A 20,319-nucleotide genomic window follows, 5' to 3' on the forward strand; every position below is an offset into this window, starting at 1 on the left:
GATCAACTTCGCCCACGGCGAGGTGTACATGATCGGCTCGTACATCGCCTTCATCGCCATCACCCTGCTGGCGATGATGGGGCTGGACAGCGTTCCGCTGATGATGCTCGCCGCGTTCGCCGCCAGCATCATCGTCACCAGTGCCTTCGGCTACAGCATCGAGCGGGTCGCCTACCGCCCGTTGCGCGGCGGCAACCGCCTGATCCCGCTGATCTCCGCGATCGGCATGTCGATCTTCCTGCAGAACGCCGTGATGCTCTCGCAGGACTCCAAGGAAAAGGCCATCCCGACCCTGCTGCCCGGCAACTTCGTGTTCGGCGAAAGCAGCATGAACGGCGTGGTGATCTCCTATATGCAGATCCTGATCTTCGTCGTCACCTTCCTGGTGATGTTCGGCCTCACCCTGTTCATCTCCCGCTCCCGCCTGGGCCGCGCCTGCCGCGCCTGCGCCGAGGATCTGAAGATGACCAACCTGCTGGGTATCAACAGCAACAACATCATCGCCCTCACCTTCGTCATCGGCGCCGCCCTGGCCGCCGTCGCCGCGGTGCTGCTGGGCATGCAGTACGGCGTGATCAACCCCGGAATCGGCTTCCTCGCCGGGATCAAGGCGTTCACCGCCGCGGTGCTCGGCGGCATCGGCAGCATCCCCGGCGCCATGCTCGGCGGCCTGCTGCTGGGCGTCGCCGAAGCCTTCGGCGCCGACGTGTTCGGCGACCAGTACAAGGACGTGGTGGCCTTCGGCCTGCTGATCCTGGTGCTGCTGTTCCGACCTACCGGCATCCTCGGTCGTCCGGAGGTGGAAAAAGTATGAGCCAGTCCCTCAAGCGCGCGCTGTTCAGCGCCCTCCTCGTGATCCTGGTGTCCTATCCGATCCTCGGCCTGAAGCTGCGCACCGTCGGCATCAAGCTCGAGGTCCTCGGCGCCGATGCGCAGACCCTCTGGACCATCGCCGCGGCCGCCCTGGCCATGTTCGTCTGGCAGCTGTTCCGCGACCGCATCCCGCTCAAGCTGGGTCGCGGCGTCGGCTACAAGGTCAACGGCAGCGGCCTGAAGAACTTCCTCAGCCTGCCGTCGACCCAGCGCTGGGCGGTCCTCGCCCTGGTCGTGGTGGCTTTCGTCTGGCCGTTCTTCGCCTCGCGCGGGGCGGTGGACATCGCCACCCTGATCCTGATCTACGTGATGCTCGGCATCGGCCTGAACATCGTGGTCGGCCTGGCCGGCCTGCTCGACCTCGGCTACGTCGGCTTCTACGCGGTGGGTGCCTACACCTACGCGCTGCTCGCCGAGTACGCCGGGTTCGGCTTCTGGACCGCCCTGCCGATCGCCGGGATGATGGCCGCGCTGTTCGGTTTCCTCCTCGGTTTCCCGGTGCTGCGCCTGCGCGGCGACTACCTGGCGATCGTGACCCTCGGCTTCGGCGAGATCATCCGCATCCTGCTGCGCAACATGACCGAGATCACCGGCGGCCCCAACGGCATCGGCTCGATCCCCAAGCCGACCCTGTTCGGCCTGACCTTCGAACGCCGCGCGCCGGAAGGCATGCAGACCTTCCACGAGTTCTTCGGCATCGCCTACAACACCAACTACAAGGTCATCCTGCTCTACGTGGTGGCCCTGCTGCTGGTGCTGCTGGCCCTGTTCGTGATCAACCGGCTGATGCGCATGCCGATCGGTCGCGCCTGGGAAGCGCTGCGCGAGGACGAAGTGGCCTGCCGCGCTCTCGGTCTCAACCCGACCATCGTCAAGCTCTCCGCCTTCACCATCGGCGCCAGCTTCGCCGGTTTCGCCGGCAGCTTCTTCGCCGCCCGCCAGGGCCTGGTGACGCCTGAGTCCTTCACCTTCATCGAGTCGGCGATGATCCTTGCGATCGTCGTGCTCGGCGGCATGGGTTCGCAGCTCGGCGTGATCCTCGCCGCGGTGGTGATGGTGCTGCTCCAGGAAATGCGCGGGTTCAACGAATACCGCATGCTGATCTTCGGCCTGACCATGATCGTGATGATGATCTGGCGTCCCCAGGGACTGCTGCCGATGCAACGCCCGCACCTGGAGCTGAAGCCATGAGCCGACCGATTCTCGAAGTGAGCGGCCTGACCATGCGCTTCGGCGGCCTGCTGGCCGTCAACGGCGTCAACCTGAAGGTCGAGGAAAAGCAGGTGGTCTCGATGATCGGCCCGAACGGCGCCGGCAAGACCACCGTGTTCAACTGCCTGACCGGCTTCTACCAGCCCACCGGCGGCCTGATCCGCCTCGACGGCGAGGAGATCCAGGGCCTGCCCGGCCACAAGATCGCTCGCAAGGGCGTGGTGCGGACCTTCCAGAACGTCCGCCTGTTCAAGGAAATGACCGCGGTGGAGAACCTGCTGGTCGCCCAGCACCGCCACCTCAACACCAACTTCCTCGCCGGCCTGTTCAAGACCCCGGCATTCCGCCGCAGCGAGCGCGAGGCCATGGAGTACGCCGCGCACTGGCTGGAGGAAGTCAACCTTACCGAGTTCGCCAACCGCAGCGCCGGCACCCTCGCCTACGGCCAGCAGCGACGCCTGGAGATCGCCCGCTGCATGATGACCCGCCCGCGGATCCTCATGCTCGACGAGCCGGCCGCCGGCCTCAACCCGAAGGAGACCGACGACCTCAAGGCGCTGATCGCCAAGCTGCGCAGCGAGCACAACGTGACGGTATTGCTGATCGAGCACGACATGAAGCTGGTGATGAGCATTTCCGACCATATCGTGGTGATCAACCAGGGCGCCCCCCTGGCCGACGGGACGCCGGAGCAGATCCGCGACAACCCGGACGTGATCAAGGCTTATCTGGGGGAAGCGTGAGCATGCTGAGTTTCGACAAGGTTTCCACCTACTACGGCAAGATCCAGGCGCTGCACGACGTCAGCGTGGAAGTGAAGAAGGGCGAGATCGTCACCCTGATCGGCGCCAACGGCGCCGGCAAGTCGACCCTGCTGATGACGCTCTGCGGCTCGCCGCAGGCGGCCAGCGGCAGCATCCGCTACGAAGGCGAGGAACTGGTCGGCCTGCCCTCCTCCACCATCATGCGCAAGAGCATCGCGGTGGTCCCGGAAGGCCGCCGGGTCTTCTCCCGCCTGACGGTGGAAGAAAACCTGGCGATGGGCGGCTTCTTCACCGACAAGGACGACTACCAGGTGCAGATGGACAAGGTGCTGGAACTCTTCCCGCGCCTGAAGGAACGCTACGAACAGCGCGCCGGGACCATGTCCGGCGGCGAACAGCAGATGCTCGCCATCGGCCGCGCGCTGATGAGCAAGCCAAAGCTGTTGCTGCTGGACGAACCTTCGCTCGGCCTGGCGCCGATCATCATCCAGCAGATCTTCGAGATCATCGAGCAGCTGCGTCGCGAAGGCGTCACCGTGTTCCTCGTCGAGCAGAACGCCAACCAGGCGTTGAAGCTCGCCGATCGCGCCTACGTGCTGGAGAACGGCCGGATCGTCATGCACGACACCGGCGCCGCCCTGCTGACCAACCCGAAGGTGCGCGACGCCTACCTCGGCGGCTGAGCACCGTCCCGCCGGAGACTTCAGCGCCTACGAAAACGGCCCTCACGGGCCGTTTTTTATGCCGAGGCGTACCGGCTACAGGCCGTAGCGCTCGATAGCGTCCAGGTGCGGCTGGGTGTCGACCTCCGCCGCTTCCGCCAGGCGCAGCCAGCACATGCGGTGCGGCCATTGCCCGGTGGCCTCCTGCAACGCCTGGTGCAGGTCGCGCGGCGCCTGCTGCGCGGGTGTCGCGACGGTGAAGTAGATCGCCCGCAGTTCCTCGCCGCTGCTGGCATCGGTGACCTGGTAGTCGCGGTTGCTGTGCACCCAGACCTTCCAGCCGCGCGCGTCGAGCGTTTCGCGGAAGGCGTCGAAGGCCTCGTCGCCCGGATAGACGCCGTCCACCAGCCAGCTCGGCGAGTAACCACCGCTCTCGAGGACGTGCACCACCGCATAGGTGGGAACGAAACGCTTGCGCTCCTCCTCGTCTTCCGGAGCCGGATAGATCAGGCCGGCGTCGAACACCACCCAGTCACCGACCCGCTGGCTGCGATTGCCCGGCGCGTTCTCGAGGACCCGCGCGGTCACCGGGCCGGTGCGCCGGGCGTAGTAGTCGAGCGCTTCGCCATCCTCGATGTAACGGACGATCACCCAGCCCCAGTCTTCCTCGATCGGTCCGTCGCCGGCGGCGAACTCCATGCCCATGCCGGCAGCGACCTCGCGCAGCATCGTCCAGTCGCGCGCGGCGCTGGCGGCGGTCATCTGGTCCCACTGCACCGACTGCGGCTCCTCCAGCTTGCCGGCCAGACGCTGGTAGGCCAGCGCCGCCTCGGCGAAGCGATCCTGCTCCATCAGCGCCTTACCCAGCAGGCTGTGGGCTCCCAGCGAGCCGGGAGAAATCTCCAGCACCGATTGGCAGGCGCGCTCCAGCTCCGGCCAGTCGTTGAGTTTCTCGGCCAGCTTGACTTCGCTCCACAGCGCGATCAGCGGCACGCTGTCGGCGTAGAGCCGGCCGAGGCGCTTGACCTGGTCGTACTCGCCGCGCGCCAGCAAGGCATTGAGCAGGTAGTAGGCCAGTTGCTGCTCCTCGTCGGTGTGGCGCTCGACGTACTCCCAGAGCAGGTCGATGGCCTCGTCGTCGGCGGAGCAGGCCTGTAGCGCCGAGGCGGCCACTTCGCGCAAGGCGGTGTCGTCGGGCCGCTCGGCCAGCGCCTGGAGCAGCCACTGCACTTCTTTCTCCGGGTTGCGCGGCGCGTCTTCGCTGCCCTGCGCAGCCAGCCAGTCGAGCAACTCCGCAGCCGGCACCGGCAGCTCCTGCTGCTGCGGCGCGGCATCGATCTCCTCCCTCAACCCGGCGAGCAACTGGCTGGCGCCCCGATCGCGCTGCAACTGTTGAGCATGCTGTTCGGCCAGCGCCAGGTGGCGCCTGGCGCTCCATACCGAACCGCGTTGCAACGCGAGGCGGATGGCCTGGCTGGCGACGTCGATGACCACCCGGTGTGCGCCCTTCTGCGAATAGTGTTCGAGCATCTGCTGCAAGCGCCCGCCGAGGTCCCAGGTGTTGCGCTCCGGGGTCCGTTGCAGCAGCAGGTAGACCGCGCGCAGCCAGATCGTACGGTAGCGCGGGGCAATCTCGGAGAACGGCAGCAGCGCCTCCAGGGCCTCCTCGTCGCGCCCCAGCAACGCCAGGCCGTGGGCCTTGTACAGACGCCGCGGCTGGCTGATGTTGTTCCACTCCGCGCCCTCGACCTTCTCCTCCATCTCGCCGATCAGGGCCAGCGCCTGTTCCGCGCGCCCCAGGTTCAGCAGGATCGCCACGCGCATCTCCAGGAGGCTGTCGAATACCTCCTCGCCGGCGGCGAGGATCTTCTTCTCCTGTTCGGCCAGGAAGGCCAGGGCATCTTCGCCGCGCCCGTCGTCGAGCAGCGCCTCGGCCTTCTCGTTGCTCAGACAGTGGAAGCAGGCCCAGGTCGGGTCGATCCGCGCCAGGGTCTCGTCGCACACCTCAATGCGCTCCTCCACCCAGCCCGGGCCGTCGACGTTGGCGTAGCACGACGCCAGGTCCTGGGTCACGCAGACCGACTGCGGGCAGGCCTGGGTGTCGTCGCGGTTGGCCAGTTCGAACAGGGAAACGGCGTCGGCCAGGGCGGTCTCGCCCTCCAGTTGGTTGCCGACCCGGTTACGCATCTCCCAGTGGCGGACGAAGATTTCCAGCCACGGGTTGTTCAACGTCCGGCTCAGCGCCTTGACCTCCGGCAACAGCGCCTCGGCGCGCTCCACCTCGAGGTCGCAGACGTACGCGGTGAGTTCGTCGATCAGCCGCGCACTCTGCTCCTGGCCGGCCTCACGCAGGTCGGCGCGGAGCTTCTCCACCCAGTTCCAGATATCCATATGCTTCAGTCTCCATCAGGCGTGTTGCGAATTTTCTTATTGCCCCAGCAGGCGCTTCACCGAATCGGCGAGTCCGGCCAGGGCCTGGTTCAGCGAGGTCGCGGGCTGGCCGCGTCCCTGTCCGGCGATGATCACTTTGAACGAGCGCAGCAGCAACGCCGCATGGGCCGCTTCGTCGCGTTCCTCGCCGACGGCCGCGAGCAGCGCCTGCACCGCCGGATTGTCGAGGTTGACGTAGAGCCGGCTCGGCTGGCGATTGTCGAGCTTGCGGGTGAACTGCCGGGCCAGGCGCAACGCCGCGGTGGAAATACGCTTGTCGGCCTCGTCGTCCTCCAGTCGCCGCTTGAGTTCGGCGTCGCGGTCGGGCACCACCACAAGCGGCAATTCCTCGGGGCTGAAGCGGGCGATCACCAGTTGCTCCTCGGCGCCGCCCAGGTGTTCGGCCAGCCAGCCGGTCTCGCGCTCGGGCAGTCGGTCGAGGCGGAACAACTGGCGGTTGCCCTGCTCGGTGCCCAGCTCCACCAGGCGCATCCCCTTGGCCTGCGCCCAGCGACGGAGGAAGGGTACCACCGCATAGCGATTGCCATGGGCCACCGGTACGCCCATGGCACGGAACAGCATTTCCTCGAAGCCGCTGTCGTTGTCCAGCAGCACATGCACCGCTCCGCGCGAAAGGAGTTCGGAAGCCGGGAGGTCGCCCTGGGAGGTGGGTACGCGCAGGCTGTCCATCATCAGCGCGAACAGACGCTCGTCGCACAACGCCGCTCCCAGCAGGGCCTCGTTGTGCCGCAGCAGGACCCGCCGCCAGGCCTCCGGCTGCTGCCGCGCCACCTCGCCGAGCCCGGCGATCAGCGCCTCGGCCAGCGCATGCTGGATCGCCGCGTAATGGTCGTCACGCTGCAGGTCCTCGCGGCTGGCGGTGGGCGTCAGGCGGTTCGACTCGATCACCCCGCCGACGAACCCGGCCCAGGACGGCAGCAGGTCGCGGGCGTCATCGTCGAGCAGCATGCCGCGAAGGAATACCGAGAGATTGCGGTTGTCGCTGGTGCCATAGGTGCCGCCGTCCTGGATCCACAGCAGACCCTGCACGTCGACCCGCTCGTCCGGGCGCACCGGCAGGCAGCAGATCGGTTCGAAGTCATGTTCGAAACGCGCGGCGAACTCCAGGTCGCGGCGCTGCCGTTGCAGCGGGTGCAGCGCGGCGTCGGCGGCCAGCCGCCACGGCGGCGGCTCCGGGTTGATCGGCTGGGCGTCGCCGCCGACGTGGATCGGCTCGCGCAACAGCACGCAGTAGCGTTCAAGGATCTCGCGCAGGCGCGCGGCCTGGGTCAGCGCACTGTATTCGTCCTGCAGTTCGAGGGTGATCTCGGTGCCTACCGGGCGCGCCGGCATCGGCGTCACGCTGTATTGCTCGGCGTTGCTGGAGACGTAGCAGAAGCCCAGCTCCGGCTGCTGGTAAGACGTGGTCCGCACGCTGACCCGGCGGGCCAGGACGAAAGCGGAGAGGAAGCCCAGGCCGAACATGCCGATCAGCCCGCTGTCCTCGTGGCCGGACTGGCGCAGTCCGCGGGTGTAGCCGACGCCGACGGTGGCCAGGTAGGCGTGGATTTCGTGTTCGGTGAGGCCGGCGCCGGTGTCGACGATGCGCACGGTGTTGCTGGCGCTGTCGCCGATCACCTCGATTCGCGACGGCCCTTGCCAGTCGGGCTGCTCCAGGCGGCGACGGAGGATCGAGTCGTGGGCGTTCTGCACCAGCTCGCGCAACGCCACGGTGGGCGTGGAATAGAGGTGCTTGCTGAGCACCGACATCACGCCGTTGAGGTCGACTCCAGCGCGACGGATCTGGGGAGTGTTCGATTGCGGAAAGCTGCTTTGCATGTCCCTATCCAAGCGTTCGATGAATGGCGTCCGCTCGCGCGCGAGCGGTCCGGTGCGGGATTCTGCCACGTTCCGTCACGTTCCTTGTGCAACGGCGTGCCCGCGATGAGCTTCAGGCCGCATGGAAGCGGCCCGGAGTGCAATAGAGCCGCGTCGCGGCGAAATGTTCAACCCTCCAGGCCGATCAATTGTCGCCGGCTGCGCTCGAACCAGTCGAGCAGGTAATCGGCGAGCACCTGGGTGCGCCGCGGCAGGCCGCCCTGGAACGGATGGACGAGGAACATCGGCGTGCTGCGCGTCTGGTAGTCGCGCAGCAACCAGGCCAGGCGGCCGTCGCCCAGTTCGTCGTGGACCATGTATGACGGCAGCCGGGCGATGCCGGTGCCGGCCAGCGCGGCCTTCTTCAACAGGCTGTAGTGGTTGCTGGCGAGAAAGCCGGAAACCCGTACCCGCTCCAGCCGATGGCGGCGGTGATAGAGCCACTCCTCATGGCCGCTGTAGTGCGAGTTCAGCAGGCACTCGCGCTCGGCCAGCTCGGCCGGGCGTTGCGGCTCGCCATGTCGCGCCAGGTAGGCGGGACTGGCGCAGGTGATTTCCTGCAGGACGAACAGCGGCCGCGCCACCAGCCGGGCGTCCTGCTCGACCCCAGAGCGGATCGCCAGGTCGAAGCCCTCGCCAACCAGGTCGCGCAGGCCGTTGTACAGGTCCAGCTCGACGCGCAGCAGCGGATGGCGCTCCTGGAAGTCCTCCAGCAGCGCGTCGAACAGGGTCTCGCCCAGCGAGACCGGGAGGGTCACCCGCACCCGTCCTTCCGCTCGCTCCTGCAAGCGCGCCACCGCCTGCCGCGCGCGCTCGGCCTGCACCAGCAACGCCTGCGCCTCGGGCAGCAGCGCGGCGCCGGCGGCGGTCAGCGAAAGACGGCGGGTGGTACGGTGCAAGAGGGTCACGCCGAGCTTCTGCTCGAGGACGCCAATGCGCTTCGACAGTTGGCCCTTGCTGCAACCGAGGCGCTCGGCGGCGCGGGTGAAACTGCCCAGGTCGTGGAGTACGGCGAAGGCGGCGAGATCGTCCAGGTCCTTCACGATTGTTTCCCTATGAAAACGGTAGGTTGTCGATTGACAGGATTATCCACAGCAAAGGCGACTCTACACTGGAAACCACTCACCTTCACGCAACGAGAGGCCTGTATGAAAATCATCCTGATCGGCGCCAGCGGCACCCTTGGCAAGGGCATCGACAAAGAACTCGGCGAGCGCCACGAGATCGTCCGGGTAGGCCACAGCAGCGGCGATTTCCAGGTCGACATCAGCGACGCGGACTCCATTCGCGCCCTGTTCGAGAAGACCGGTCGCTTCGACGCGCTGGTCGCCGCGGTCGGCAAGGTGCACTTCGGCGCCCTGGAGGAAATGGGCGAGGCGCAATACCAGCTCGGCCTGCGCGACAAGCTGATGGGCCAGGTCAACCTGGTACTGCTCGGCCGCGAGTACGCCAACGACGGGGGCTCCTTCACCCTCACCAGCGGCGTGCTCGCCGAGCAGCCGATCCGCTTCGGCAGTTCGGCGAGCATGGTCAACTGCGCCGTCGAGGGCTTCGTCCGCGGCGCAGCCCTGGAGTTGCCGCGCGGCCTGCGCATCAACGCCGTCAGCCCGACCGTGGTCAGCGAGGCGCTGCCCGGCTACGCGCCCTACTTCCGTGGCTTCAAGCCGGTTCCGGCGGCGGACGCCGCGCTGGGCTACGCACGCAGCGTGGAAGGCGCGCAGACCGGCCAGGTGTACCGCATCTGGTAAGCGATATTTCTCAGGAGAGGCGGTCGGCGTAGCAGGTCGGCGAACTGCCCGGCTGCTGGCGGTCCAGCTCTTCCTCGAGGAACTCGGCCAGCACCACGGCATTGTTGTGCTGCTGGTCGTGGGCGCCGTAGAGCAGCGTCAGGGTGCCCTCGCGAGCGCAGTCGAGCAGGCCCCACCAATGTTCCGGGTGCGCCTGCAACTCGGCGCGGTAGTGTTCACGGAAGCTGTCGAAGAGTGCCGGATCGTGGCAGAACTGCTTGCGCACCTCGTTGGAGGGCGCGACCTCCTTCAGCCAGTCGTCCATGGCCAGGGCTTCCTTGCGGATGCCGCGCGGCCACAGCCGGTCCACCAGTACGCGCCGGCCATCGGCGGGCGACGCCGGTTCGTATACACGCTTGCATTGGATCATCGATCGACTCCCTGGTTGCGATGAAGTCCGATCCGGACTTGAGCTAGGCCCGGACGCTCGGTAACGTGGGCGCATTTTCGATGGAGTCTTCCCTATGCGCCCTGCCCGTCTGCTGGTCTACAGCCTGCTCCCCTTGTTCACCGCCTGCCAGGTGTGGAAGCCCGAATCGCCGAGCACCAGTGTAGACACCCGCTTCCAGGGCGAACTGGTGAAGATCAACGGCGCGCTGCAATTCCGCCCCTGCACCGAGAAGCGCCTGTTCAGCATCGAGGACGTGGCCAATACCGGCCTGCGCCGCGAAGCCGACAGCCTGTTCGACGACGGCGCCCAGGGCCTGTTCGTCGACCTGCGCGGCACCATGGGACCGGCCAAGGTCCGCGGTACCGACGGCAAGCTGGAGGTCAGCCGACTGTACCGCGTGCAGAACGAGGGCCCCGGCTGCGACGACCCGAACTTCAAGCTGCTGACCTTCGCCGCCAACGGCAACGAACCCTTCTGGAGCGCCAGGGTGAACAACCAGGGCCTGCGCCTGGACCGCCCGGAACACGAGACCCTGGCCTTGCCTTACGTCGCCGAGGAACTGCCGAACGGCAGCACCAGCTATTCCAGCGAGGCGAACGGCAAGAAGGTCGAATTGTGGATCGCCCCGTCGTCCTGCACCGACAGCATGAGCGGCGCCTTCAGCAGCTACTCCGCCGAACTGCGCATCGATGGCGAGACGCTGCGCGGCTGCGCCTATCCGGGCGCACTGGGCAAGTGAAGCGAGGGGCCGCGCAGCGGCGGCCCTTCCCTACAAGAGCAGTCCGGCCTGCTCCAGGCGCCGCCGCAGCGCCGTCAGGCCGCCCTCGTACTCCCAGTAGGCGACGCGCCCGTGGGAGGCGCTGACCAGCAGGTATTTCTCGCTGATCGACTGGATCCGTTCGATGCGCAGCAGTTTCTCGACGAAGCGTTCCTCGCCGATCTGCTCGACGATTTCCCGGTTGTCCGCGTCGTAGCCGTGGACCATGAAGGCGGCGCGCACCTTGAGGCGGATGAAACTCATCGCACGGCTCTGCGCTGGAGGGAAAGATTGCGATGGCACACTGTCGAGCGCCCCGAGCCGTTCGGTCGCCGCGCCGGATCGGCGTAGGTTTCCAGCTCGACGAAGCCGGCCTTGCGCATCATTCCCGCCGACGCCAGGTTCTCTTCGTGACGATCGATATAGACGTCCTCGATGCCTTCGTCGGCCAGTTGGGCCAGCACCGCCTCCAGCAACGCGCTGCCGAGCCCCTGGCCGGCCGCCGCCGGATGCACTACCGCCTCGCAGATGTAGGCCCGCGGCGCATCGGCACGCTGCGGCTGGTAATGGGCGAAATCCTCGGTGCGACGGAAGCTGGCGAACCCCAGCAGCCGATCGTCGCGCTCGGCCAGGACGGCACGTACCTCGCCGTCGGCGATGGCTCGCAGATGCGCACGCACCCCCTCCTCCGGCAAATGGTTCCAGGGATTCGGCCCGTGGCGCAGCAACAGGTCGGTCATGGCCTCGATATCGCCGGTTTCGGCAGCTCGCAAACGGTGCATATCCACTCCTTCAAAGTCCAGCCACCAGCAGCCCGTCGGGCAACGCCACGCCGCGCTCGATGCAGGCAGCCAGCGCCTCGACCAGGGGTTCCAGCGCATAGCCCTGCCTGGCCAGCCAGACCGGATCGTAATAGGTGGTCGCATAGCGTTCGCCGCCGTCGCAGAGAATCGCCACCAGCGAACCCTTCTCGCCGGCCGCGACCATTTGCCGTGCGGCCACCAGGGCGCCGATCAGGTTGGTTCCGCTGGAGCCGCCGACCCGCCGCCCCAGGCGTCGGGCCAGGTAATGCATGGCCGCCAGCGACCAGGCGTCCGGCACCTTGACCATCGCGTCGATCACTTCCGGCAGGAAGGACGCCTCGACCCGCGGCCGGCCGATGCCCTCGATCCGCGAACCGCAATCCAGGGTCAGGCCACGGTCGCCGCTGACATAGGCGTCGAAGAACACCGAACGCTCGGCGTCGGCGCAGAGTACCCGGGTGCAGTGCTGGCGATAGCGCACGTAGCGGCCGAGGGTCGCCAGGGTGCCGCCGGTACCGGGGCTGGAGATCAGCCAGGTCGGGGTCGGGTACGGCTCGTGGCGCATCTGCTGGAAGATCGATTCGGCGATGTTGTTGTTCGCCCGCCAGTCGGTGGCGCGCTCGGCATAGGTGAACTGGTCCATGAAATGGCCACCGCTCTCCCGCGCCAGGCGTTCGGACTCGGCGTAGATCTGGGTGGGGTCCTCCACCAGGTGGCTCTGGCCGCCGTAGAAGGCGATCTGGGCGATCTTTTCCTTCGAGGTGCTGGCCGGCATCACGGCGATGAAGGGCAGGCCCAGCAGGCGTGCGAAATAGGCTTCGGAAATCGCCGTGGAACCGCTCGATGCCTCGATCACCGGCGCGGCCGGCCTGAGCCAGCCGTTGCACAGCGCATAGAGGAACAGCGAGCGCGCCAGGCGATGCTTGAGGCTGCCGGTGGGGTGGCTGGACTCGTCCTTGAAGTACAGTTCGACGCCAGGCAGGCCGGGAGTCTCCAGGGGGATCAAATGGGTATCGGCGCTGCGCTGGAAATCCGCTTCGATGATGCGGATCGCCTCGCGGGCCCATTGGCGGTGGTCGACGGTCATGGAAACTCCTTCAGTTCAGGACGCCGGCCGGAGGCGGCGGCGGAGCGCTGCGCCACTGGCTGATGGCGACGCCGATGAAGACCAGGCCGGCAGCGAGCATCTGCGGGCCGTTGAGGGTTTCGCCGAGGAACAGCGCGGCGAATACCAGGGTGAAGACCGGGATCAGGTTGATGAAGCCCGAGGCCTGGCTGGCCGGCAGTCGACCGACGCCGAAGTTGTACAGGCCGTAGGCGCCCACCGTGACCACCACGCCGAGATACACCACCGCCTGGATCCCCAGCGCGCTGGGCTGGCTCGGCAGGTCGGCGCTGGCCAGCGCCAGCGGCAGGAAGAACAACGTGCCGACGAAGGCCTGCATGGCGGTCAGGGCGAATGCCGAGTAGCGCGCCGACAGGTGCTTCAGCAACAGGGTATAGCCGGTGGCGCAGATCATCGCGAGAAGTTCGAAGAAGTTGCCCAGCAGCGGCTGCGGCGCGTGCAGGTCGGGCTCGCCGGCGAGGCTCAGCCAGATCGAACCGAGCACCGCCAGGCCGAAGCCGATCCAGGTCATCCGACCGATCCGTTCGTGCAGCAGCAACCAGGCCCCCACCGCCACCAGCAACGGCAGCAGCGCGGTGATCATCCCGGCCTGGGCCGCGCTGGTGTATTGCAGGGCGAAGGATTCGCAGAGGAAGTACAGGCAGGGTTCGCAGACGGCCAGGCCGAGCAGGTACTTCCAGTCGCCCGAGCGGTAGTCGATGCGTCCCCGCCAGCGCCAGGCGACGAGGAACACCAGGCTGCCGAGGGCCATGCGACCGAAGATCACCCAGAGCGGCGGCAGTTCGCGGAAAGCGACCTTCAGCACCACGTACGAACTGCCCCACAGCGCCATCGCCAGGATCAGGCAGGCCAGGGCGAACCAGCGCGTCCGAGTCAAGGGAATCTCCACCACGGGCGCCGTCGCGGCGCCGGAAAAAGGACTCCCAGTATAGGCAGCCGACTAGCCGCGCCGACAGGCACAGAAAGCGGGCAAAACTGTTGCGCCGTGCCTCACTGCTCCCAGGGCTTGCCGCGAGTCTTCTTCTCCAGCGGCAACTGCTGCAGCACCGCGGCCTTGGCCAGCATGTAGGCGCTGACCGGAGCGCTGATGAAGAGGAACAGGCTGATCAGCAGCTCATGCAGGCTGATGCCCGCCTGGCGGTTGGAGAAATAGATCAGCGAGGCGACGATCACCCCGCCGACCCCGAGGGTGGTGGCCTTGGTCGGCCCGTGCAGGCGCATGAAGAAGTCCGGCAGGCGGTACAGGCCGATCGCGCCGATCAGGACGAAGGCGCTGCCCAGCAGGAGGAACGCCGAGACGAGGATTTCCACCCACAGGCTCAGGGGTTCGCCAGTCATTCGATGATGTCTCCGCGCAGCATGTATTTGGCCACCGCCACCGTACCGACGAAACCGAGCACCGCGATCAGCAGCGCCGCCTCGAAGAACAGGTCGCTGTCGCGCCAGATGCCGTACAGCACCAGCAGGGCGATGGCGTTCACGTAGAGGGTGTCCAGCGCCAGCGCCCGGTCCGGCAGGCACGGCCCCTTGACCAGGCGCGCCAGGGTCAGCAACAGGGCCAGGCCGAGCAGCGCCAGGCACAGCGGGATCACGTAAGCGAGCATGGGAAGATCTCCTTCAGCGGCGCTTCGTAGCGTTGCTTGATCTCGGCGATCAGCGCCGCCTTGTCCGGCACGTCGAGGCCGTGCACCAGCAGGGTCTTGCGGTCGTCGCTGAGGTCCGACGACACCGACCCCGGGGTCAGCGAGACGATGCTCACCAGCACGCTGATGGCGAGGTCGTTCTCCAGCTCGATCGGCACCTCGACGAAGGCCGGACGCAAGCGCTGGATCGGTCCGAGGGTCAGGCGGGCGACCTGGATGTTGGCGACGAGGATGTCCCACATCACCAGCGCCAGCAGCTTCAGCAGCAACAACGGATGCCACTCCTGGCTGCGCCCGACCAGCAGGCGGTTGGTCAGCAGCGGAATGCACACGCCGAGGAAGGCGCCGAGCAGCCAGTGGCCGATGGCGAAGGAATCCACCAGCAGCAACCAGACCAGCAACAGCAGGACACTAAGCACGGGATGAGGCAATACGCGAAGAAGCGGACGCGGCAACGAACGGCTGATCATGCGGCACCTCCGCGGGTGATGATCTGGCGATACAGGTCGAGGTCGTGCAACTGCGCCGCGGTGGCCTGGACGTAGGCCAGCAGCGGCTTCGCGGCGAACACCAGCAACGGGCCGGCGGAGAGCAACAGGATGCAGGCGAACAAGCGGCCGTGGTCCAGTTCGGCGCTACCGAGCACGGTATGCCCGGTGCGCCAGAACAGCGTGCTGCCGGCCCGGCTCAACGCCACCAGCGCCACCAGGCCGCTGCCCAGTACCACGCTCCATAGGGCCAGCGCCTGGCTGCCGGGAGCGACCGACTGCAAAAGCATGACCTTGCCGAAGAACCCCGACAATGGCGGCAGACCGGCAACGGCGATGGCGCCGATGAAGAAAGCCCCGCCGAGCAACCGAGGATTCTGCAACGCCGGGCCCTGGACCAGGTCGCCGGCCTTGTCGCCGCGCTGGCGGGTGACCAGGTCGGCGAGCAGGAACAGGCCACCGGCGATCCAGGTACTGTGCAGCAGGTAGTACAGCGACGCCGCCAGCGCCCGCTCGCTGCCCAACGCCACGCCAGCCAGGAGGGTTCCGGCGGAGACCACCACCAGGTAGGCCAGCAGGCCTTGCAGGGTCCGCGCCGCCAAGGCACCGATCGCGCCCAGGCCGAGGGTCGCCAGGGCCAGCGGCCAGAGCCAGGCCTGCGCCAGGTTGGCCAGCTCGCCGGCGGCATCGCCGAAGACCAGCGTGTAGACCCGCAGGATCGAGTAGATGCCGACCTTGGTCATGATCGCGAACAGCGCCGCCACCGGCGCGCTGGCCGCGGCATAGGCGCGCGGCAGCCAGAAGTACAGCGGCAACAGCGCCGCCTTCAGGGCGAACACCACCAGCAACAAGAGCCCGGCTGCCGCCAGCAGCGGCGCGCGCTCGGCATCTGCCATGGCGATCTTCTGCGCCATGTCGGCCATGTTCAGGGTGCCGGTGAGGCCATACAGGGTACCCACGGCGATCAGGAAGAACGCCGAGCCGACCAGGTTTAGGATCACGTAGTGCAAGCCCGAGCGCACCCGCTCCGCGCCGCCGCCATGCAGGAGCAACGCGTAGGAGGCGATCAGGAGTATCTCGAAGAACACGAACAGGTTGAACAGGTCGCCGGTCAGGAAGGCGCCGTTGATACCGAGCAGCTGGAACTGGAACAATGCGTGGAAATGCTTGCCCAGGCGGTCGTCGCCACGCAGCGCGTAGATCAGCGCGGCGCTGCCGAGCACCGCGGTGGCCAGCAGCATCAGGGCGGCGAGACGATCGAGCATGAGCACGATGCCGAACGGCGCGGCCCAGTTGCCCAGGGCATAGACGCTCAGGTCGCCGCTGGCGGCCGTACGTATCAGCAGCAGGCTCAGGGGGATCAGTGCCAGCGCCGCGAGCAACGACAGGCCGCGCTGCCAGCGCTCGGCCAGCGGCAACAGCAGCAGGCTGCCGGCAAACAGGGGGAGCAGGATCGGCAGGATCAGCCAATGGCTCATGGGCGCGGCTCCTCCTCGTCCGGGCGTCCATCTACGTGGTCGCTGCCGAGGTCACCGAGGCCACGCAGGGCCAGGACCACGACGAAGGCGGTCATGGCGAAGCCGATGACGATGGCGGTCAGCACCAGCGCCTGCGGCAACGGATCACCATACTCCCCGGGAGTGCCGATCACCGCGACGCTGCCGCCGAGCCGGCCCATGGCGAACAGGAACAGGTTGACCGCGTAGGAGATCAGCGTGAGACCGAGCACCACCGGGAAAGTCCTCGCCCGCAGCAGCAGGTAGACGCCGCTGGCGGTGAGCAGGCCGAGGGTGATGGCGAACAGGGCTTCCATCAGAGCGCCTCCTCTTGTGCGACGGGTTCAGGCATCAGGCTGAGCTTGCCGAGGTAGGACAGGATCAGCAGCGCGGCACCGACCACGGTGAGGTACACGCCGAGGTCGAACAGCATCGCCGTGGCCAGCTCGATCTCGCCGATCAGCGGCAACTCGAAGTGGCCGAACGCGGAAGTCAGGAACGGATAGCCGAACAGCCAGCTGCCGAGCCCGGTGAGCCCGGCGATCAGCACTCCGGCGCCAGCCATGGCCGCATAGTTCAGCGGCAGGCGCTGCTCGACCCACTGCGAGCCGCTGGCGATGTACTGCAGCACCAGGGCGATGGCAGTCACCAGGCCGGCGATGAAACCTCCGCCCGGCAGGTTGTGGCCGCGCAGGAAGATGAACACCGAGATCAGCAACGCCAGCGGCAGCAGCACCCGCGACAGGGTTTCCAGGATCAGCGGGTGCTTGGCGTGGGCCCAGTTGCGCCCCTGCGGGTCGCAGGTCGGCTTGTGCAGGGCGAAACCGGAGAGCATCGCGTAGATACCGACACCGGCGATCGCCAGCACGCTGATCTCGCCGAGGGTATCGAAACCACGGAAGTCCACCAGGATGACGTTGACCACGTTGTAGCCGCCGCCCCCGGAGACGCTGTTCTCGACGAAGAATCCGGCGATGCTCTCGTAGGGCCGGGTCAGCACCGCGTAGGCCAGCAGCGCCACCAGCATGCCGACCCCGCCGGCCAGCGCCACGTCGCGCAGGCCGCGCAGGCTGGAGGACTCCGCCGGAGTGCGCGAGGGCAGGAAATACAGCGCCAGCATCAGCAGGACCATGGTCACCACTTCCACCGACAGTTGGGTCAGCGCCAGGTCCGGGGCCGAGAAGCGAGCGAAGGCCAGGGCCACCAGCAGGCCGGCGACGCTGAGGATCAATAGCGCGACCAGGCGCATGCGATGGAACAGCGCCGTGGCCAGGCCGCTGAAGGCCAGCACCAGCATGCCCAGGGCGGTGATACCGTCCAGCGGGGTCAGCCCGCGCGAGCCGGTCAGCCTCGCCAGCGGCGCCAGCTCGACCGCCACCACGACCAGCGCCGCGCCCAGCAGCCAGGCCAGGTAGCGCTGCAGCGACCCGTTCTCCAGCCAGGCGGTCAGGCGCGCGGCCAGGGCCACCACACGTTGCACCTGCTGCTCGAAGACCAGCTTGGCGTCCACCTCCGGCAACCCGGCGTACCAGTTGAACAGCGGCTTGCGCAGGACATAGACCAGCACACCGCCAACCAGCGCCACCACGCTCATCAGCAATGGCAGGTTGAAACCGTGCCAGATCGCCAGGCTGTATTCCGGCAGTTGCCCGCCAAGGCTGGCACTGGCGGCGGCGGCCAGCAGCGGCGCCACGGTGTAGGCCGGCAGCATGCCGACCAACAGGCAGAGGAACACCAGGATCTCCACCGGTACCTTCATGTAGCGCGGCGGCTCGTGGGGCGGGAACTTCGGCAACCGGGCCGGCTCGCCGTTGAAGAACACGTCGTGGATGAAACGCAGCGAATAGGCCACCGAGAACACACCGGCCAGGGTCGCCACCGCCGGCACCAGCCAGTTGAAGCTGCCCAGCAGGTTCTGGCTGAGGGTTTCGCCGAAGAACATCTCCTTGCTGAGGAAGCCGTTCAGCAGCGGCACCCCGGCCATCGCCAGGGAGGCGACGATGGCCAGCACCGCGGTATGCGGCAGGTACTTCCACATCCCGTTGATCAGGCGCATGTCGCGGCTGCCGGTCTCGTGGTCGATGATCCCGGCGGCCATGAACAGCGAGGCCTTGAAGGTCGCGTGGTTGATGATGTGGAACACCGCGGCGACGTTCGACAGCGGGGAGTCGAGGCCGAACAGCAGGGTGATCAGGCCCAGGTGGCTGATCGTCGAGTAGGCCAGCAGCCCCTTCAGGTCATGCTGGAACAGTGCCATGCCGGCGCCCAGCAACAGCGTTACCAGGCCGCTCAGGCTGACCAGGTAGAAGAACCACTCGGTGCCGGCCAGCGCCGGATACAGCCGGGCCAGCAGGAACACGCCGGCCTTGACCATGGTCGCCGAGTGCAGGTACGCGGAAACCGGGGTCGGCGCCGCCATCGCGTGGGGCAGCCAGAAATGGAAGGGGAACTGCGCCGACTTGGTGAACACGCCGAGCAGGATCAGGATCAGTACCAGCGGATACAGGGCGTGGGCGCGGATCAGCTCGCCAGCCGCGAGGACCTCGGTGAGTTCGAAGCTGCCGGCGATGTGGCCGAGCAGCAGCACCCCGGCCAGCAGCGCCAGGCCGCCCCCTCCGGTAACGGTCAGGGCCATCCTCGCACCCTTGCGGGCGTCGGAACGGCTGCCCCAGAAGCCGATGAGCAGGAACGAGGACAGGCTGGTCAGCTCCCAGAAGAGCATCATCAGCAAGAGATTTTCCGCGAGCACCACGCCGAGCATGGAGCCCATGAACAGCAGCAGGAAAGCGAAGAAACGCCCCATCGGCTCCTGTTCGGAGAGGTAGTAGCGGGCGTAGAGGATCACCAGTAGGCCGATGCCGAGGATCAGCAGGGCGAAGAGGAAACCGAGGCCGTCCAGGCGCAGGCTGAGGTTGATGCCGATTTCCGGCAGCCAGGAATAGCTGGCGGTCAGGGTCTGCCCGGCGAACACCGTGCCGCGCTGCCCGAGCAACAGGACCAGGCCGATCAGCGGCGCCACGCCGGCGGACGCCGCGCACAAGGTGCGGCCGCCACGCTCGGCGAGCAGGGGCAACAACGCCCCCATGAACGGCAGCGCGATGATCAGCGCCAGAATCATGGGCTACTCCTCTTCGGTGGCGGAGCCCCCGGCATGCCTGGCCGGCGGTGCTTCCCCGCGGTTGTCGGTGCGCGGCCGGATCGCCAGCAGCTCGAAGCCCCGCCCGCCACCGGCAGGCGCGGCGCAACGGAGCTGCGATTATCGCAATCTATCGAACGAACGTCATGGATTGAATTATTACAAAATTCAGGCGTTCCGACTGCCGGAAAGCCGAAAAAAACTCTGCAACGGCAACGACTTGAAGCTTAGCAAGACAACCCCGGCAATGGCTCGGCGACACAACGAAAACGGCCGGCGAAGTGCCGGCCGTGGGACAACGAGGGAAGAATCAGTGAGCGACGCGGCTGGTGCCGTTGACGGTCAGGATGCGCACGCGCTCGCCGACGCGGAAGATCTGGCCCTGGTCGACCTGCTGGACGTAGGCGCGGGTGCTGCCGTCGTCTTCGCGCACGGTGATCTCGACGCCCTGGGTGCGCGTCAGGCCTTCTTCGGTAGCCGCGCCCAGCAGACCGCCAGCGACCGCGCCGATGATGGCCGCGACGTAGCTACCCTTGCCGCCACCCACCGCGCTGCCGGCGACACCGCCGACGCCGGCACCGGCGATGGAACCGATCGGGGTCTTGGTGCCTTCGATCTTGACCGGGCGCAAGGCCTGGATGGTGCCCATGCGTACAGTCTGCACGGTACGGGCTTCCTCACGGCTGTAGGTATCGCCGGTGAGGCTGGATTGGCAGCCGCCAAGAGCCAGGGCCATGGCGGTGAAGGAAGCAACGATCAAGGCAGACTTGCGCATAACGGCATCTCCGAAAGGGATAACTGACGAATATTAGACTCTCCCGCAGCCGCTCCTGTCACCTGGCCGGCGCGAGATAATCGAATCGATTCAGCAAT

At 67.1% G+C, this 20,319-nt stretch carries 21 protein-coding genes; 6 read left to right on the forward strand and 15 right to left on the reverse strand.

Annotated elements, in window-relative coordinates:
* From livH to HMPREF2914_RS04335, 4 genes are all read left to right on the forward strand, one after another.
* On the forward strand, positions 1-814 hold an 814-nt coding region (gene livH / locus HMPREF2914_RS04320; RefSeq protein WP_049263615.1), incomplete at its 5' end, for a high-affinity branched-chain amino acid ABC transporter permease LivH.
* The gene (locus HMPREF2914_RS04325) at positions 811-2,064 is read left to right on the forward strand and encodes a high-affinity branched-chain amino acid ABC transporter permease LivM (protein ID WP_003082131.1); all 1,254 of its coding nucleotides are present in this window, start codon (positions 811-813) and stop codon (positions 2,062-2,064) included. The genes livH and HMPREF2914_RS04325, both read left to right, overlap by 4 nt.
* Positions 2,061-2,828, forward strand: coding sequence for a high-affinity branched-chain amino acid ABC transporter ATP-binding protein LivG (gene livG / locus HMPREF2914_RS04330; protein ID WP_003082125.1), 768 nt, complete (start codon positions 2,061-2,063; stop codon positions 2,826-2,828). Before HMPREF2914_RS04325 ends, livG begins: the two co-directional genes overlap by 4 nt.
* Before the next feature lie 2 nt (positions 2,829-2,830).
* Positions 2,831-3,532 (forward strand): ABC transporter ATP-binding protein, encoded by a 702-nt coding sequence (locus HMPREF2914_RS04335; protein ID WP_003086389.1) that lies wholly within the window; start codon positions 2,831-2,833, stop codon positions 3,530-3,532.
* 75 nt (positions 3,533-3,607) lie between these two features.
* On the opposite strand, the gene HMPREF2914_RS04340 is transcribed toward HMPREF2914_RS04335, so the two are convergent.
* The 3 genes from HMPREF2914_RS04340 to HMPREF2914_RS04350 form a co-directional block, all read right to left on the reverse strand.
* Positions 3,608-5,902: a tetratricopeptide repeat protein gene (locus HMPREF2914_RS04340; RefSeq protein ID WP_023092127.1), complete on the reverse strand. Its 2,295-nt coding sequence runs from the start codon at positions 5,900-5,902 to the stop codon at positions 3,608-3,610.
* A 36-nt stretch (positions 5,903-5,938) separates the two neighbouring features.
* On the reverse strand, positions 5,939-7,849 hold the full coding sequence (locus tag HMPREF2914_RS04345) for an ATP-binding protein (RefSeq protein WP_004348565.1): 1,911 nt from the start codon (positions 7,847-7,849) through the stop codon (positions 5,939-5,941).
* A 98-nt stretch (positions 7,850-7,947) separates the two neighbouring features.
* Positions 7,948-8,862 (reverse strand): LysR family transcriptional regulator, encoded by a 915-nt coding sequence (locus tag HMPREF2914_RS04350; RefSeq protein ID WP_003116312.1) that lies wholly within the window; start codon positions 8,860-8,862, stop codon positions 7,948-7,950.
* A 105-nt stretch (positions 8,863-8,967) separates the two neighbouring features.
* Between HMPREF2914_RS04350 and HMPREF2914_RS04355 the strand changes: the two genes are divergently transcribed.
* A complete protein-coding gene (locus tag HMPREF2914_RS04355; protein ID WP_003108693.1) occupies positions 8,968-9,567 on the forward strand; it encodes a short chain dehydrogenase in 600 nt (199 codons plus the stop codon).
* 10 nt (positions 9,568-9,577) lie between these two features.
* Here the strand turns inward: HMPREF2914_RS04355 and HMPREF2914_RS04360 are convergent, their stop codons facing one another.
* Positions 9,578-9,976 (reverse strand): DUF488 domain-containing protein, encoded by a 399-nt coding sequence (locus HMPREF2914_RS04360; protein ID WP_003086382.1) that lies wholly within the window; start codon positions 9,974-9,976, stop codon positions 9,578-9,580.
* Positions 9,977-10,070: 94 nt separating this feature from the next.
* On the opposite strand from HMPREF2914_RS04360, the gene HMPREF2914_RS04365 reads away from it, so the two are divergent.
* On the forward strand, positions 10,071-10,736 hold the full coding sequence (locus HMPREF2914_RS04365) for a COG3650 family protein (RefSeq protein ID WP_023092128.1): 666 nt from the start codon (positions 10,071-10,073) through the stop codon (positions 10,734-10,736).
* A 30-nt stretch (positions 10,737-10,766) separates the two neighbouring features.
* On the opposite strand, the gene HMPREF2914_RS04370 is transcribed toward HMPREF2914_RS04365, so the two are convergent.
* From HMPREF2914_RS04370 to HMPREF2914_RS04420, 11 genes are all read right to left on the reverse strand, one after another.
* On the reverse strand, positions 10,767-11,018 hold the full coding sequence (locus HMPREF2914_RS04370; RefSeq protein ID WP_003082096.1) for a hypothetical protein: 252 nt from the start codon (positions 11,016-11,018) through the stop codon (positions 10,767-10,769).
* Complete coding sequence (locus tag HMPREF2914_RS04375; protein ID WP_003082093.1) at positions 11,015-11,536, reverse strand: GNAT family N-acetyltransferase; 522 nt, start codon at positions 11,534-11,536, stop codon at positions 11,015-11,017. Before HMPREF2914_RS04375 ends, HMPREF2914_RS04370 begins: the two co-directional genes overlap by 4 nt.
* A gap of 10 nt (positions 11,537-11,546) precedes the next feature.
* Positions 11,547-12,644 carry a PLP-dependent cysteine synthase family protein gene (locus HMPREF2914_RS04380; RefSeq protein ID WP_003112514.1) on the reverse strand — a complete coding sequence of 366 codons (1,098 nt, stop codon included), beginning with the start codon at positions 12,642-12,644 and terminating at the stop codon, positions 11,547-11,549.
* A 10-nt stretch (positions 12,645-12,654) separates the two neighbouring features.
* Complete coding sequence (locus tag HMPREF2914_RS04385; RefSeq protein WP_023092129.1) at positions 12,655-13,560, reverse strand: DMT family transporter; 906 nt, start codon at positions 13,558-13,560, stop codon at positions 12,655-12,657.
* A gap of 113 nt (positions 13,561-13,673) precedes the next feature.
* On the reverse strand, positions 13,674-14,021 hold the full coding sequence (locus tag HMPREF2914_RS04390) for a Na+/H+ antiporter subunit G (RefSeq protein ID WP_003086373.1): 348 nt from the start codon (positions 14,019-14,021) through the stop codon (positions 13,674-13,676).
* On the reverse strand, positions 14,018-14,287 hold the full coding sequence (locus HMPREF2914_RS04395) for a K+/H+ antiporter subunit F (RefSeq protein ID WP_003082079.1): 270 nt from the start codon (positions 14,285-14,287) through the stop codon (positions 14,018-14,020). The genes HMPREF2914_RS04390 and HMPREF2914_RS04395 overlap by 4 nt, the downstream gene beginning before the upstream one ends.
* Positions 14,272-14,796, reverse strand: coding sequence for a Na+/H+ antiporter subunit E (locus tag HMPREF2914_RS04400; RefSeq protein WP_021264419.1), 525 nt, complete (start codon positions 14,794-14,796; stop codon positions 14,272-14,274). The genes HMPREF2914_RS04395 and HMPREF2914_RS04400 overlap by 16 nt, the downstream gene beginning before the upstream one ends.
* Positions 14,793-16,292: a monovalent cation/H+ antiporter subunit D gene (locus tag HMPREF2914_RS04405; protein ID WP_023092130.1), complete on the reverse strand. Its 1,500-nt coding sequence runs from the start codon at positions 16,290-16,292 to the stop codon at positions 14,793-14,795. Before HMPREF2914_RS04405 ends, HMPREF2914_RS04400 begins: the two co-directional genes overlap by 4 nt.
* Positions 16,289-16,627 carry a Na+/H+ antiporter subunit C gene (locus HMPREF2914_RS04410; RefSeq protein ID WP_003082068.1) on the reverse strand — a complete coding sequence of 113 codons (339 nt, stop codon included), beginning with the start codon at positions 16,625-16,627 and terminating at the stop codon, positions 16,289-16,291. The genes HMPREF2914_RS04405 and HMPREF2914_RS04410 overlap by 4 nt, the downstream gene beginning before the upstream one ends.
* Complete coding sequence (locus HMPREF2914_RS04415; RefSeq protein WP_023092131.1) at positions 16,627-19,428, reverse strand: monovalent cation/H+ antiporter subunit A; 2,802 nt, start codon at positions 19,426-19,428, stop codon at positions 16,627-16,629. The genes HMPREF2914_RS04410 and HMPREF2914_RS04415 overlap by 1 nt, the downstream gene beginning before the upstream one ends.
* Before the next feature lie 328 nt (positions 19,429-19,756).
* Positions 19,757-20,221, reverse strand: coding sequence for an outer membrane lipoprotein (locus tag HMPREF2914_RS04420; RefSeq protein WP_003082056.1), 465 nt, complete (start codon positions 20,219-20,221; stop codon positions 19,757-19,759).
* Positions 20,222-20,319: the final 98 nt, after the last annotated feature.

This window comes from Pseudomonas sp. HMSC067G02 (assembly GCF_001813485.1).
In the GTDB taxonomy this organism is placed as follows: domain Bacteria; phylum Pseudomonadota; class Gammaproteobacteria; order Pseudomonadales; family Pseudomonadaceae; genus Pseudomonas; species Pseudomonas aeruginosa.

Excerpts from the sequence above, each read along its gene's own strand:
- HMPREF2914_RS04380 (WP_003112514.1), bottom strand. The coding sequence starts at position 12,644 with ATGACCGTCGACCACCGCCAATGGGCCCGCGAGGCGATCCGCATCATC.
- HMPREF2914_RS04375 (WP_003082093.1), bottom strand. The coding sequence starts at position 11,536 with ATGCACCGTTTGCGAGCTGCCGAAACCGGCGATATCGAGGCCATGACC.
- HMPREF2914_RS04400 (WP_021264419.1), bottom strand. The coding sequence starts at position 14,796 with ATGATCAGCCGTTCGTTGCCGCGTCCGCTTCTTCGCGTATTGCCTCAT.
- HMPREF2914_RS04335 (WP_003086389.1), top strand. The coding sequence starts at position 2,831 with ATGCTGAGTTTCGACAAGGTTTCCACCTACTACGGCAAGATCCAGGCG.
- HMPREF2914_RS04355 (WP_003108693.1), top strand. The coding sequence starts at position 8,968 with ATGAAAATCATCCTGATCGGCGCCAGCGGCACCCTTGGCAAGGGCATC.
- HMPREF2914_RS04390 (WP_003086373.1), bottom strand. The coding sequence starts at position 14,021 with ATGACTGGCGAACCCCTGAGCCTGTGGGTGGAAATCCTCGTCTCGGCG.
- HMPREF2914_RS04370 (WP_003082096.1), bottom strand. The coding sequence starts at position 11,018 with ATGAGTTTCATCCGCCTCAAGGTGCGCGCCGCCTTCATGGTCCACGGC.
- HMPREF2914_RS04395 (WP_003082079.1), bottom strand. The coding sequence starts at position 14,287 with ATGCTCGCTTACGTGATCCCGCTGTGCCTGGCGCTGCTCGGCCTGGCC.
- HMPREF2914_RS04340 (WP_023092127.1), bottom strand. The coding sequence starts at position 5,902 with ATGGATATCTGGAACTGGGTGGAGAAGCTCCGCGCCGACCTGCGTGAG.
- HMPREF2914_RS04415 (WP_023092131.1), bottom strand. The coding sequence starts at position 19,428 with ATGATTCTGGCGCTGATCATCGCGCTGCCGTTCATGGGGGCGTTGTTG.
- HMPREF2914_RS04410 (WP_003082068.1), bottom strand. The coding sequence starts at position 16,627 with ATGGAAGCCCTGTTCGCCATCACCCTCGGCCTGCTCACCGCCAGCGGC.
- HMPREF2914_RS04365 (WP_023092128.1), top strand. The coding sequence starts at position 10,071 with ATGCGCCCTGCCCGTCTGCTGGTCTACAGCCTGCTCCCCTTGTTCACC.
- HMPREF2914_RS04360 (WP_003086382.1), bottom strand. The coding sequence starts at position 9,976 with ATGATCCAATGCAAGCGTGTATACGAACCGGCGTCGCCCGCCGATGGC.
- livG (WP_003082125.1), top strand. The coding sequence starts at position 2,061 with ATGAGCCGACCGATTCTCGAAGTGAGCGGCCTGACCATGCGCTTCGGC.
- HMPREF2914_RS04405 (WP_023092130.1), bottom strand. The coding sequence starts at position 16,292 with ATGAGCCATTGGCTGATCCTGCCGATCCTGCTCCCCCTGTTTGCCGGC.
- HMPREF2914_RS04325 (WP_003082131.1), top strand. The coding sequence starts at position 811 with ATGAGCCAGTCCCTCAAGCGCGCGCTGTTCAGCGCCCTCCTCGTGATC.
- HMPREF2914_RS04420 (WP_003082056.1), bottom strand. The coding sequence starts at position 20,221 with ATGCGCAAGTCTGCCTTGATCGTTGCTTCCTTCACCGCCATGGCCCTG.